Here is a 12,892-nt window from a genome sequence, read left to right on the forward strand (position 1 = left end):
GGGTCTGCGCTTCACCCGCCACGCCCCGACGGTCTCGCACCTCGTGTCGCGCGCGTGCGACGCGGAGCTGGTGCTGCTCGATCTGAGCCTGCGCGACGACTCCTCGCCGGGCGAGAACGTCGCGGCGATCCGCCGCTGGGGCGCTCACGTGCTCGTGCTCACCTCGGGGAGGACCCCTTCCTCGTGCGCGCGGCCTCGCGCAGCGATGTGTGCGGCATCGTGCGCAAGTCCGCCCCGTCGACGGCTCTGCTCGCCGCGATCGTCGCCGCCGCGCGCGGCGATCATGTCGCCACCACCGAGTGGGCGTCGGCCCTCGACACCGACCCCCTGCTCGACGGCGCCCCCCTGACGGAGCGGGAACGTCAGGTGCTCGGCCTCTACGCCTCGGGTCTCGGCGCCCGCGACGTGGCCGCTCAGCTGTTCATCTCCGAGAACACCGTCAACGATCACCTGCGGCGGATCCGCGCCGTGTATCAGCTGGTGGGTCGGCCGGCGGCGACCAAGGTCGAGCTGTATCAACGCGGGGTGGAAGACGGATACGTCCCCCGCCCTCGCCGTGGGTGACCTCCACGCGGGTTCGCTCGCCGCTCGTCGGGTGATCGCCGGGGCCTCGGGGTTCCTGGTGACGGCGGTGGCCGTGGTGACCCTCGGCTTTCTCGCGAGCGGCGAGCAACGCGGTCTGCCCCTCTGGTTCCACGCGATGGCGTGGTGGTCGGCGGCGCTCACGGTCGTGCTCGCGCTCGCGGCTCCCCTGCTGAACGAGCGGGTGCTGCGCGCGGGCGCGGGGGCCGCCGTGGCGTCGTACCTGGCCGTCGTGGCGCTGTTCCCGGTGGCCGCCGAGGCGGGGCAGGTCGATCGCATGCCCTGGCTGCTCACCGCCTCCAGCGCCGGGGTCGCCGCGGCCCTCGTCGCCGCGGGCCCGGGGCTGGGCTGGGTGACCGTGGCGCTGGCGGCGGTCGCCGGGGTCGTCTACCGCCTGCGTTTCGGCGGGTTCGACCTGGATGGTGTCGTCAACGACGCCCATGCGCTTCTCACGGCGGCGGTCATCTGCGCGCTCGGGGGCTTCGTGCTCTCGTCGGGACGCGGTCTCGATGCCGCGGCCGCCGCGCGCCGAGAGGCCGGCGAGCGCGAGTCGGCGGAGCGCGGGCGACTGGCCGCGCGCACCCGGACCGCCGCGCTCGTGCACGACGAGGTGCTGGCCACCCTGTCGCTGGCCGCGTCGGCCGTGGCGGTCCCCCTCGACCGCCTCGCCGCCCAGGCCCGTCGCGCCGCGCTCATGGTGACGCGTCTGTCGCACGAGGAATCCGAGGACTCGTGGCCGTTGGAAGCCGCCCTCGCCCGTGAGGCGCGTCGTCACGACGCGCTGTTCGCCGCGCGCGTGGAGGGCCCGGTGCAGGTGTCCGACCCCGTGCGCGAGGCGATCGTCGGTGCGTGTCGACAGGCGCTCGGCAACGCCGTCCGGCACGCCGAGGACGCGTCGCGAACCGTGACCCTCACGGTGCACGACGCGACGATCGAGGTGGTCGTCGCCGACGAGGGTGCGGGATTCGAGGTGTCCGACATCGCCGCCGATCGCCTCGGCATCCGGCACAGCATCGTCGGGCGCATGGCGCGTGTGAACGGCGGCAGCGCCGAGGTGCAGTCGGGTCACGGGAAGGGCACCCGGGTGGTGCTGCGGTACCGGCCCGATCCCGGACCCGAGATGGATGCCGCCGCCGAGGGTCGTCCGCGCGGGCGCGCCCTCGTGCTCCTCGCCGCCGGTTTCGTCGCGCTGCAGGTTCTCTGCGCCGTCGCCGCCGCCCTCGCCGCCCCCGAGTCGTGGGCGCGGCAGGCCGTGCTGCTGGCGGTCGTGCTGCTCGCCACCCCGCTGATGTGGAGCGTGCGATGGGCGACACCGTCGTGGCCGCGTGCGGCCGCGATCACCGCCGTGGTCGTCGGGGGCACCGTCGGGGCGGTGTGGACCGCTCCGTTCTCGTACGGTCCGCTCTGGCCGGTGGTGGCCCTGGCGTTCTTCCTGGTCGTGCTGGCTCTGCGCGGACGGACGGGAACCGCGATGGGGGGAGCGCTGCTCATCGCGGTCGTCATCGCCGCGCGCGGTGTTCTCGACGGCGCCCCCGTCGGCCAGACGGTGCAGCTGGCGGCCCGCCCCACGGTCATCGTGGTCGTCGCCGTCGCCATGCTCCTGGTCGTCGCGCGGATGCGGCGGCGGATCGCGGCGCTGCACCGTGAGGCCGTGATCGCCGCCGAGAACGAGAGCTGGTCGCGGGCGGCCCGTGTCGAGCTGAGCCGGCGCACCGACGAGCTCGTGCAGACGGTGGTGCCGCTGATGGAGCGGATCGGTGCGGCTCGTCCCGCCTCAGAGCAGCAGCGCCGCGAGTACGCGGCCTGGGAGGGGCGCCTGCGCGACGAACTGCGCGCCGGAGGCCTGTCGCGAGAGCCGCTGCGCTCCGCGGTGGGCGCGGCGCGCGGTCGCGGGGTCGACGTGGTGCTGCTCGACGACAGCGGCGAGGTCGTCGACGAGCAGGTGCTGGTCGCGGTCCTCGCGTGGATGACGGCGGCCGTCGGCGAAGCCCGGCGCGACGTGGTGGGCCGGCTTCATCCGCCCCACCGTGCCATGCAGGCCAGCATCGCCGTCGACGGGCGCGTGTCGCTGTTCGACGGTGCGCTCACGGTGCCTCCGCCGGTGCCTCGATGAGCTTCCACGGCGAGTAGTCGCGGTCGAGGACCGAACGGTCGGGACGCTGGCCGCGCGACCACCAGCGCGCCTCGTACCCGCTGCCGTCGTACAGCACGCGGTCGCCCTGGTTGTACAGCGCGTCGACGTTCCAGTCGGGGTAGGTGCCCGCGGGCAGCTCGGGGAGGGCGAAGGGCACGTCGTCGGCCAGGACGGGGCCGACATACGTCCAGGCCGAGGCGGCGGCATCCAGAGTCGGGTCGTCGGGGACCGCCCCGTCTTCGTTCCACCACTTCGCGACGTACACCGAGCCGTGCCAGACGACGAAGACGCCGGCGGAGTAGAACGACTGCGACGACCACACCGGGAAGGGGCTCGTGTCCGCGTCGTCGGCGATCATCGGCCACTCCTCCTGCGGAGCCGGTCGACCCGAGGGGGTGCCGTCGCGGTCCGCCCCGAGGATGCCGGCGAAGCTCTCGCCCGCCTGCTCCACCCCGCTGCACGACGTCGACACGACCTTCGGGCGGGGGTAGTTGCTGCCGCAGGTGCGGTCGCGGTTCAGCGACCACAGCGACATGCGGGCGACGCCCTGCTGCGTGGTGAACGTCTCGAGGGCGCGTGCGTCGTCGAGGGTGAACACCTCGCGCTCGATGTCGCTCTGACCGATCATCGGGGTGGCGCCCAGCAGCGCCCAGGCGCCGCCCGGGGGCAGGTCGCGCCCCGCGGCGCGCCAGACGTCGGCGACCTGCGCGGCCGTCTGCCGGAGGGCTCCGATGGCCAGGTCGGACGTCGACACGCTGCGGTCGTCGGCGTTGAAGTCCATGGTCATGGCGTTCACACCGGCCAGGTTCACCCCCGCGTTCAGCATCTCCGTGATCTGCGTCAGCCCCCGGTCGGTGAGACCGTCCGGAGCCACCGGGAGGGTGAGCCACACATCGAGCGGTCGCCCGGCTGCGGTGCGCTCCTGCTGCAGCTGGGCGACCGCGGCGTTGCGTCTCGCGGTCGCCGCCTCGTCGTCGAGGGCGTCGCCCTCGATGTCGAGGTCCATCACATCGGCCCCGTAGCGTTCCATCACCTCGCGGTACGCGTCGGCGAGCGACGAGACGGTGTCGCAGGCCAGGGCGAGCTCGGAGTTCGCCGCACCGCCGAACGACACGGCCAGGGGGCGGCCCTCGCGTCGCACGCGCTCGACGCGACGGTCGAGCTGGAAGCGGTCCGCCGCGTCGTCGAGGGTGTACGCCTTCCCCCACGTCGGGGTGCAGTCCTCGTCGCCCGCCGCGACCACGAAGGCGAGCACCACGCCGCCGGGGCCCTCGGTCATCCCGCTCCGTGCGAGCTGATCGCCCGAGTCGAGCGTCACGTCGTAGTAGCCGGCGAACCATCGGTCGGTGGTCGGCGTTCCGTCCACCGGGGTCGGGAGCGTCGGCAGCACGGCCACGGCCGCGACGCCGCCGCTCAGCGCGACCGCGACGATCGCACTCATCGCGAGCCGCGCGAACGACAGGCGCCGACCCGCGAACGGCGACCGCGCCCGAGCCGTCACCGGGCTCACGATGCGGCCCCGACGAGTTCGCGGGGGCCGTCGTCGAGAACGGCGGTCCAGCGATCGGCGGCGACGGGAGCGACCGGTGCCTCCGCGGGTGGGGCGACCCAGATCCAGTCCATCCACGCGAACCACAGATCCGACACGGTGTGTCCGACCCCCACCAGCCGCAGCAGGGCCCACACGATCGACAGGGTGGTGAAGGCGGCGAACACCGTCGTCCCCCAGGCGTCGACGTACGCGGCGCGCACCCCGATCGCCGCGGCGGCGAGGGCGATGAGGAGCGGGGCGATCAGGTACAGCGCCGGCACGCGGGTGCGCGCGGCCACCTTCGGCGTCCGGGCGAAGCGCGCCTTGCGGCCGCTCAGAGCCTGCGCCACCGAGCCGATGCTGCCCGCCAGGTTGACCGGCAGCAGGAGCAGATTGAGACCGTAGATCGCCACGACGTCGCGGCGCCGGTAGCCGAGCGCGTGCAGGTCGGAGGCCATCTCGGTGAAGTACGGCACGGCGATGAGCAGCAGCAGCAGGGTGACCAGCTGGCCGTTCATCGGATAGAGCGTGAGCACGGCGATCAGCCCCAGCGTCACCCAGGCCACCGAGCCGAGGTAGTTGGTGCGCAGCAGCTTCTCGGCCAGCGTCACCGGGCGCCCCTCGCGACGGCGCTGCTGGATGAGGGCGCGGAGCCTCGGCAGGATGAGCAGCCCACCGTCGGCCCATCGGCGCCGCTGGATGACGAGCGTGCCGAAGTCGGGCGGGGTGGCGCTGTAGCTCAGGCGTTCCGGGTAATTCACCAGCGACCAGCCGTGCGCGGCCAGGTCGATCGAGGACTCGGTGTCTTCGATCGCCGTGCGATCCGAGATGAACCGCACCACCGGGATGCCGTCGTCGATGCTCACCCGGCGGAGCTGCTGCACGGCCTCCCACCGCAGCACCGCATTGGCCCCGACCCAGAACGTGGCATCGAACGCGGTGAGCCCTTGGTGCACCATGTGCTGAAGATCGGTGGTCGCACCGGCCAGACGTTCCAGCCGCGTGGGTGCGCCCCGGTAGGCGCTGTACGGCGTCTGGGCGACGGCGATCCGCGCGTTCTCGGGCTGCTCGAGCAGGTGCACGAGCTGGGCGCAGTAGCCCGGGAGCAGCATCGAATCGGCGTCGAGGGTGAGCACGAAGTCGCACGCGGCCACCTCGAGGTCGGCGGGTCCCTCGCCGGCATCCTCCAGCACGAGCCGGCCCGCGATCACGGTCTCGCGATAGCGGCCGGCGATCAGTCCGAGGTAGGAGTTGAGGTTCATCGCCTTGTTCGCCGCGTGCGACAGCGAGGCGTACCGCCGCCTCTCGAACGTGCTGGCCTCGACGCGGAACACGCGCACGAGACGCTCGAGCACCTGCGCCGCGCGATCGCGCTCGAGGGGAGCCGCCCCGTTGTCGGCGGCCTCCCGCAGCGCCGCCGCCGTCGCATCGAGGTCATCGGCCAGTCGTCGCAGCACCTCCTCGGCGAAGAAGACCTCGACGTGCGTGCGGGTGGGTGCGGCGTCGGCCTGCGCGCGCAGCCACTGGGCGCACGCGGCGTGCTCGCGCATCGCCAGCTCGGTGACCTCGGCAGACGAGAGGGACTCGTCTCGGGCGCGGGCCGCGGCGGCATCCACCCGGGTGAACACGGGCAGCAACGCGCTCGTCAGCTCGTCGGTGAGGGCGCGGCATCCCTCGAGGTCGAGGCGCGCCGCGTCGTCGACGGGATCGACGTCGTCGTCGAGCAGGAGCACGACGTTCAGGCGGGGGAACTCCTGCAACGCGACCGACCACAGCCCCATGCGCACCAGCGCCGGATCCTCGGCGCGCGAGGGCAGGAGCGCGGTCATTCGCGGTTCGCGTCCGGAGAAGTGCTCGTCGAGGTCGATGCGCCGCACCCGACGGTGAGCGGCCAGGCGCGGGAGGGCACCCGAGCGGGCGAGGAGGTACATGCACGCCGACAGCGTCAGGAACGTCACCGACACGAGGAACACCGTCGTCGTCACCAGTTGCTCGGCGTCGACCAGCGCACCGCCGCGCGACAGCGCGACCACGACGGTGGCCAGGTAGAGCACCCACAGCACGATGCACGCGACCAGCGCCAGACGGGCACGGGCGATGCGGCCGGGCGAAGGGCGCGGGTGGGTGACCGGTTGCGGACGCGGGTCGCGGTCGGTCCCGCCCTGCCTCCGGGGTACGCGGGCGTCGGTAGAGGTGTGGCGCATGACGGGTGTCTCTCTCCCTGGCATCCGGCGCGTCGGGTCGCACCGGAAGGGCGCCAGCCGCGCGGGGCCGACGCCACAGGGGCGACTCTGGCGCATTCCGGCGGCGCGAGCGGCGGCTTCGACCACCGGTATCGGGGGTTCTGCGGCGCACGACGGCCTCGGGTGCCCGCGGGAGGGTCGAGCATCTAGGCTGAGTCCCCGTGAGCACTCCCGATCCGGCCCGCCGTACCTACAGCTACCTGGGTCCCGCGGGAACCTTCACCGAGGCGGCGCTCGCCCAGGTCCCCGAAGCGCGCGACCAGATCTGGCGGCCGGTGCGCAATGTCGGCGAGGCGCTGGCCGACGTCGTCGAGGGACGATCGGACGCCGCGATGATCGCCATCGAGAACTCGGTCGACGGGGGCGTGTCCACCGCGCAGGACGCCCTGGCCACCGTGCCGGGCCTGCGCATCGTCGGCGAGTACCTCGTGCCGGTGAACTTCGTGCTCGTGGGCAAGCCCGGGGCGACCCTGGCCGACGTCTCGCTCATCGCCGCCCACCCCGTCGCGTACGGGCAGTGCCTCGGCTGGCTCAGCGACAACGTCCCCGCCCACGCGCACCTACCCGCCGAGAGCAACGTCGCCAGCGCCCTCGGCGTGCTCGACGGTACGAGCGGCGCCGACACGGCGATCGCCGCCCCCGGCGTCGTCGCCCACCACGACCTCACGGTCCTCGCCGAGAACATCGGCGACAACCCCAACGCGGTGACCCGCTTCGTGCTCGTCAGCCGCACGGTCGCCCCGGCTCCTCCGACGGGCGCCGACAAGACGTCGCTCATCGTCGAGCTCCCCGAGGACCACCCGGGTGCCCTGCTCGAGCTGCTCGAGCAGTTCGCCACCCGGGGCATCAACCTGAGCCTGTTGGCATCCCGTCCCATCGGCGACGCCCTCGGCCGCTACCGCTTCGTCATCGACGCCGACGGGCACGTGCTCGACGAGCGCATGGCCGACGCGCTGCTGGGTCTTCGCCGCTTCAGCCCCAAGGTCATCTTCCTGGGCTCGTACGCGCGCGCCGACCGCGCCATCGTGCGGTACCCGCAGCGCTACAGCGACGACGTGTTCGTCGAGGCGCGCGACTGGCTGCGCGGCCTGCTGAGCGGCGAGCCCGAGGCCTGACGCGCGCGGTGCGCCACCCGAGATGACACGTCAGAGCGGGTGCTCTCGGCAGTGACGTGTGCTCTCGCCCAGATCGCTGCCGCCCCGCCGCGACGCATCACCGCGCGGCAGCCCGCCCCGGGTCAGGCCGCGACGGCCGCCTTCTCGGCGATCAGCTCCAGGGTCTGCGCGCGACCCTCGACCGAGTCGAGAGCCTCACTGTCGTAGGCGCCGGCGACGGGCGAGACCATGATCTCGTCGACCCCGTACTGCGCGGCGAAGGCAGCCAGCTGTCCCTGCACCTCGGGGCCGGTGCCGACGAACCACTTCTGCCGGGTGGACGCCATGATCGACTCCGCCATCGCGTCGAAGGGATCGGCCTTGGCCTGCTCCACGGTCTCGAGCGGCACGAGCGGACGGTTGGTGCGCAGTCGCGCCATCATGCGCAGCTGCGGCAGCGCGCGCTCCTCGGCCTCTTCGGCGGTGGGGGCGGCGACGACGTTGGCGGTGACGAACGTGCGCGGGCCTTCGCCCGAGTCGTTGGGTCGGAACTGGTCGCGGTACAACCGCAGCGCGTGCTCGAGCCCTTCGCCCGAGAAGTGGTTCGCGAACACATAGGGCAGGCCGAAGCTGGCGGCGAGCTGCGCGGAGTAGTCGCTGGAGCCCAGCAGCCACACCTGCGGCATCCCGGATGCCGCGGGTGTCGCCTTCACCTGATACTCGGTGCCCGAGGTGAATCGCACGGTGGCGCCCTCGGGGGAGGTGAGCGCGATGATGTCGGTCACGTGGTCGGGAAAGCGCGAGACGTCGCTCGTCGTGCCCGACCGGTTCAGCAACTGTGTGATGACGGGGTCGCTGCCGGGGGCGCGCCCGATGCCCAGGTCGATGCGACCCGGGGCGAGGGCCTCGAGGGCGGCGAACTGCTCGGCGACGATGAGGGGGGAGTGGTTCGGCAGCATGACGCCCCCCGAGCCCACGCGGATGCGCGACGTGCGCGCCGCGGCGGCGGCGATCAGCACGGGGGGAGTGGTCGAGGCCACGGCGGGCATGTTGTGGTGTTCGGCGAACCAGTAGCGGGTGTATCCGAGGCGGTCGGCGCGCTCGACGAGGTCGAGGGCGGCGCTCACCGCCTGCGCGCTGGTCTGCCCGTGCCGCACGGGCACGAGGTCGAGAACAGAGAGGGAGGGGATCGCGTCGGTCACCTCGACGACAACCTCCGTGGGCCGCCCGCTATTCCGTCTCGAGAAGAGCCGCAACCCCCGTCCGTGATCCCGTTCATCGTGCGTAGCGTCCCGCTATGAGCGAATCGCACTCCGCGGGGACGCCGCTCGACGGCCCACAGACGGATGACGTGCAGGACACCGACGCGCACACGATGGTGCGCGCTCAGATCGTCGTCGACGACGCGACCTTCTCCCTCGCACAGGGGCAGGATCTGGCGGATCTGCAGCAACGCATCGAGAGCGCCGTCCACAGCGGAGGGCGATTCGAGAGCTTCGTCGTGGTGGGCAACCGCCGGATGAGCGTGCTCTGCACGGCCCATACGCGCGTTCTGTTCGCCGTCGAGACCGTGCAGTACGACCCCCGCGACACCGGTGATTCCGAAGACCCGTTCGGCGGCTTCTTCGACGTGTGAGCGGTGCTCAGCTTTCTCTCAGGAAGAAAGTCGTGACGAATCGGTCGCCCGCTGCGTCTCCTCTATGACATCGCGGGACAGACGGTCCCGGAGACGACGGAAGGAAGCGCTCATGGCTGACACCATCACCACCGCCACCCCCACCACTGCCAAGAAGGACGGCGGCTCCACGGTCATCGTCGACGCCGTCGTCGCCAAGGTCGCCGGTATCGCCGCGGCTGAGGTTCCGGGCGTCCACGCCCTCGGCGGTGGCGCGGCTCGCGTCATCGGCAACATCCGCCAGGCCGTCGGTGCCAAGGACCACGCGCAGGGCGTGAGCGTCGAGGTGGGCGAGACCGAGGTCGCCGCCGACATCTCGATCCAGGTGGACTACCCCGAGCAGCTCCAGCGCGTCGCGTCGAACGTGCGTGCCGCCGTCTCGCAGGCCATCACGGAGCTCGTCGGCATGAAGGTCGCCGAGATCAACGTGACCGTGGTCGACGTCTTCATCCCGGGCGAAGACGACGAGGAGCAGGTCGACGACACCCGCGTCAACTGACGATCGCTTTCGAAGGGGCGTCACCGAGAGGTGGCGCCCCTTTCGCGTGCCCGGATGCCGACACCCGGCGCATCGCGACGGTGCCGACGCCCGGGGACGGCCGGCCCGCCCGCGTCAGTGCCCGTGCCGGGTCTCGGCGTAGGCGTCGAGCGCGCGACGCCGGGTCTCGCCGAGGTCGACCATGGGCTCCGGCGGATTCTCACCGAGATACTCCGGCGCCCACTCGCGCACGTACTGGTCGTGCTTGTCGAACTTCTTGCGCTGCGTGTCGGGATTGAACACGCGGAAGTACGGTGCGGCGTCGGCGCCGGACCCCGCGACCCACTGCCAGTTGAACGGGTTGCTCGCGGCATCCGCGTCGACCAGGCAATCCCAGAACCACTGCTCGCCCTCACGCCAGTCGATCAGCAGGTTCTTGATGAGGAACGACGCCGTGACCATGCGCACGCGGTTGTGCATGACCCCGGTCCTCCACAGCTGGCGCATGCCCGCGTCGACGACGGCGACCCCGGTGCGACCCTGCTGCCAGGCCTCGAGGTGCGACCAATCGAGCGGGGGCCACGGGAAGGCGTCGTACTCGCGACGCCAGTTCTTGGTCGCGATGTCGGGGGCGTAGAAGGTCACGTGCCAGGCGAACTCCCGCCACACGACCTCCGAGAGGAATCCGCTCGCGCTCTTCGCGTGTTCGCCCGATCCACGGTGCTGAACGGTGTCGTGCCACACCTGGTACGGGCTCAGCTCGCCCCAGCGCAGTCGCGGTGAGAGGTTCGACGTCGCACCGCCCGCGAATTCGTCGCGGTACTGCGAGTACCCGCCGAGGTCGTCCTCGAGGAACTCCCTCAGTCGCGCCTTCGCCGCGGGCTCGCCCGGTTCCCACGTCTCGCGCAAGCCGCCGGCCCAGTCGGGCGTGGTCGGCAGCAGCGACCAGGCGCCGAGGTCGTCCCCGTCGACGCGCCCGTCGAAGCCGGGGACTTTGCGCGCCTCGGCCATCGGCGGGCGCGGGGCCGGCAGCTTCTGCACGGCGCGGGCGAAGGGCGTGTAGACGCCGTAGGGCTTGTCGGCCTGCGTGCGCACCGTCCACGGCTCGTAGAGGAGGCTCGCGGCGAACGACGCGACGGTGACCCCGCTATCGCGCAGGGCCTCTTTGATGCCCGCGTCGATCTCGCGCTCGACGCCGCCGTAGCGGCGGTTCCAGAACACCGCGCCGGCGCCCACTTCGTCGACGACGGCGGGGACCACCTCCGCCGCGCGGCCGCGGCGCAGCACGAGCTGGGAGCCGCGTTCCGCCAGGCGCTCACCGAGCGAGGTCAGCGACCCGTGCAGCCACCAGCGGGCGGCTCCGCCGATCTCGCGGACCCCGTCGGACTCCTCGTCGAACACGTAGAGCGCCACGATCGGTTCCTCGCGGTCGAGGGCCGCGCGCAGCGCCGGGTTGTCGGTGAGCCGGAGGTCGTCGCGGAACCAGACGATCGAGGGCGTTGCCATTGTTCGACGGTATCCGCCACGGCATCCGTGCGTCCGGGCTTGACACTCGCCCGCCGCCGCCGCCGCCGCCGCCGCCGCCGCCGCCCGCCTCGGCCCGCCCGCGCCCGACGAGACCGCACACGTTTGTCGAGACCGCATCCGCCGGTCGCCGAACGCGTGCGTCCTCGACGAACGAGTGCGTTCTCGACGAGGGGCCGCGCGCGGCGCGCGCGTCAGAGCGTCGAGACGTCGTGACCCTTCGGCAGCGCCACGGAGAGACCTCCGGCGATGATGCGCGTGTAGATGCGTGTCGCCTCGCCGAACTCGTCGCCGTCCAGTTCGATCGGCTGTGCGGGGGACGTCGCCAACTCGATGCCCGTGCCGCGCAGGTAGCGCACCGAGGTGTCCTTGCGGCGTTCGAGCACGCGGCGCCCCGCGCGGAACTTGCGCAGGACGGAGTTGTCCCACACGATGCTCCGCCAGACACCCAACCAGCCCAGCACGCCGCTCGGCTGGAGGACGGCCACGTCGAGTCGGCCGTCGGCGACGGAGGCGTCGGGGATCAGCGCCACGCCGCCCTGCAGGGCGCCGCAGTTCGCGAACAGCACGCTCTGCACCTTCGCCGAGTGCAGGCGGTGTCCGTTGAGCTGGTACATGACGCGGAAGGGCTTCGCCGAGACGAGCGACCGCGCCGCTCCGTCGACGTACGCGACCCAGCCGACCTGCTTCTTCAGGTCGTCGCGCGTGTTCTGGATCATCGCGGCGTCCAGGCCGATGCCAGCCATGACCGAGAACCCGTGCTCCTCGATCTCGCCGTCGGCCCGGCGGATGCGGGCGAGTCCGGTGTCGATGGGGAGGATGTCGCCTTCGAACGTGGCGCGGATCATCGCGTCGGTGTCGCTCAGCGGAAGGTTCAGGTTGCGGGCGAGGAGGTTCCCCGTGCCGCTCGGCACGATCGTGAGGGGGACGCCCGAGGAGGTCAGCGCCTCGGCGACCGCGCGAACCGTGCCGTCGCCGCCGGCTACGACAACGGCATCCACTTTCTCTTCGAGGGCGGCGCGCGTCGAGTCGTCGCCGAGGTCGTCGACGGTCGTCTCGTAGAACAGAGGCTCGGCCCAGCCCGCCGCGGCGGCCATCTCGGCCACGCGCGCACGCAGCTGCTCAGGCTCGACCTTGGTGGGGTTGTAGATCAGCGCGGCGCGCTTCTTCGCGGTGGGCTCGGCGTCGATGGGTGCCTCGTCGCCGTCCGCCGAGACGCGCTGGGCCTCGCCGGAGCTCTCGTCCGAGGTGTCCGGCTGAACATCCTCGGGCTGGTGGATGACGTCGTCGGGCTCCGCGGCGTCCTTCGGGTCGGGAGCGTCCTTGTGAACGTGGTCGTCGACGTCGTCGCCGAGTCGCGCGGCGTGGAAGTCGTCGCTCGAACCTTCGGCCGCAGCGGCATCCGCCTTCACCGCGGCGGGGGCATCGGAGGGGACGGTCTCGGGGGACTCCGCGTCGTCACGCGGCTCGTCAGGGGCGGCCATGGGTCCACCCTAGGACCGCGGTGGGCCGCGACCCGGCAGCCGGACCGGGCTTGACGGGGGGATGCCGATGGCCCATGCGTCACGGGGCGTGCACACGCCGTTCCGCGGCCGACCGCCTGCCGTTCACGGTCGAGGTCGGGGCGGATC

Annotated in this window: 10 protein-coding genes; 5 read left to right on the top strand and 5 right to left on the bottom strand. The window is 72.3% G+C overall.

What is annotated here, in order from left to right; all coding sequences use genetic code 11:
* Window positions 1–183: 183 nt before the first annotated feature.
* On the top strand, window positions 184–564 hold the full coding sequence (locus tag BJP65_RS16880; RefSeq protein ID WP_219811345.1) for a helix-turn-helix domain-containing protein: 381 nt from the start codon (window positions 184–186) through the stop codon (window positions 562–564).
* Window positions 557–2,695: a sensor histidine kinase gene (locus BJP65_RS11260; protein ID WP_070409211.1), complete on the top strand. Its 2,139-nt coding sequence runs from the start codon at window positions 557–559 to the stop codon at window positions 2,693–2,695. The genes BJP65_RS16880 and BJP65_RS11260 overlap by 8 nt, the downstream gene beginning before the upstream one ends.
* Here BJP65_RS11260 and BJP65_RS11265 read toward each other — a convergent pair.
* Both BJP65_RS11265 and BJP65_RS11270 read right to left on the bottom strand, forming a co-directional pair.
* Window positions 2,667–4,226: a chitinase gene (locus BJP65_RS11265; RefSeq protein ID WP_083285823.1), complete on the bottom strand. Its 1,560-nt coding sequence runs from the start codon at window positions 4,224–4,226 to the stop codon at window positions 2,667–2,669. The genes BJP65_RS11260 and BJP65_RS11265 overlap by 29 nt on opposite strands.
* On the bottom strand, window positions 4,223–6,451 hold the full coding sequence (locus BJP65_RS11270) for a glycosyltransferase family 2 protein (protein ID WP_083285824.1): 2,229 nt from the start codon (window positions 6,449–6,451) through the stop codon (window positions 4,223–4,225). Before BJP65_RS11270 ends, BJP65_RS11265 begins: the two co-directional genes overlap by 4 nt.
* A gap of 200 nt (window positions 6,452–6,651) precedes the next feature.
* On the opposite strand from BJP65_RS11270, the gene pheA reads away from it, so the two are divergent.
* Entirely contained in the window at window positions 6,652–7,605 is a 954-nt protein-coding gene (gene pheA, locus BJP65_RS11275; RefSeq protein ID WP_070409212.1) for a prephenate dehydratase, read from the top strand.
* 122 nt (window positions 7,606–7,727) lie between these two features.
* Here pheA and BJP65_RS11280 read toward each other — a convergent pair whose 3' ends face one another.
* Window positions 7,728–8,786, bottom strand: a complete 1,059-nt coding sequence (locus tag BJP65_RS11280) for an LLM class flavin-dependent oxidoreductase (protein WP_070409213.1) — start codon at window positions 8,784–8,786, stop codon at window positions 7,728–7,730.
* Window positions 8,787–8,881: 95 nt separating this feature from the next.
* Between BJP65_RS11280 and BJP65_RS11285 the strand changes: the two genes are divergently transcribed.
* Together BJP65_RS11285 and BJP65_RS11290 are read left to right on the top strand one after the other, a co-directional pair.
* The gene (locus BJP65_RS11285; RefSeq protein ID WP_235560627.1) at window positions 8,882–9,220 is read left to right on the top strand and encodes a hypothetical protein; all 339 of its coding nucleotides are present in this window, start codon (window positions 8,882–8,884) and stop codon (window positions 9,218–9,220) included.
* Between the two features lie 112 nt (window positions 9,221–9,332).
* Window positions 9,333–9,758 (top strand): Asp23/Gls24 family envelope stress response protein, encoded by a 426-nt coding sequence (locus tag BJP65_RS11290; protein WP_055832939.1) that lies wholly within the window; start codon window positions 9,333–9,335, stop codon window positions 9,756–9,758.
* 114 nt (window positions 9,759–9,872) lie between these two features.
* On the opposite strand, the gene BJP65_RS11295 is transcribed toward BJP65_RS11290, so the two are convergent.
* A complete protein-coding gene (locus tag BJP65_RS11295) occupies window positions 9,873–11,243 on the bottom strand; it encodes a deoxyribodipyrimidine photo-lyase (RefSeq protein WP_070409214.1) in 1,371 nt (456 codons plus the stop codon).
* Between the two features lie 212 nt (window positions 11,244–11,455).
* Entirely contained in the window at window positions 11,456–12,745 is a 1,290-nt protein-coding gene (locus BJP65_RS11300; protein WP_083285825.1) for a diacylglycerol kinase family protein, read from the bottom strand.
* Window positions 12,746–12,892: the final 147 nt, after the last annotated feature.

Source organism: Microbacterium sp. BH-3-3-3 (assembly GCF_001792815.1).
In the GTDB taxonomy this organism is placed as follows: Bacteria; Actinomycetota; Actinomycetes; order Actinomycetales; family Microbacteriaceae; genus Microbacterium.

Coding starts and splice junctions, on each gene's coding strand:
- BJP65_RS11295 (WP_070409214.1), bottom strand. CDS start 11,243: ATGGCAACGCCCTCGATCGTCTGGTTCCGCGACGACCTCCGGCTCACC.
- BJP65_RS11270 (WP_083285824.1), bottom strand. CDS start 6,451: ATGCGCCACACCTCTACCGACGCCCGCGTACCCCGGAGGCAGGGCGGG.
- BJP65_RS11285 (WP_235560627.1), top strand. CDS start 8,882: ATGAGCGAATCGCACTCCGCGGGGACGCCGCTCGACGGCCCACAGACG.
- BJP65_RS11300 (WP_083285825.1), bottom strand. CDS start 12,745: ATGGCCGCCCCTGACGAGCCGCGTGACGACGCGGAGTCCCCCGAGACC.
- BJP65_RS11290 (WP_055832939.1), top strand. CDS start 9,333: ATGGCTGACACCATCACCACCGCCACCCCCACCACTGCCAAGAAGGAC.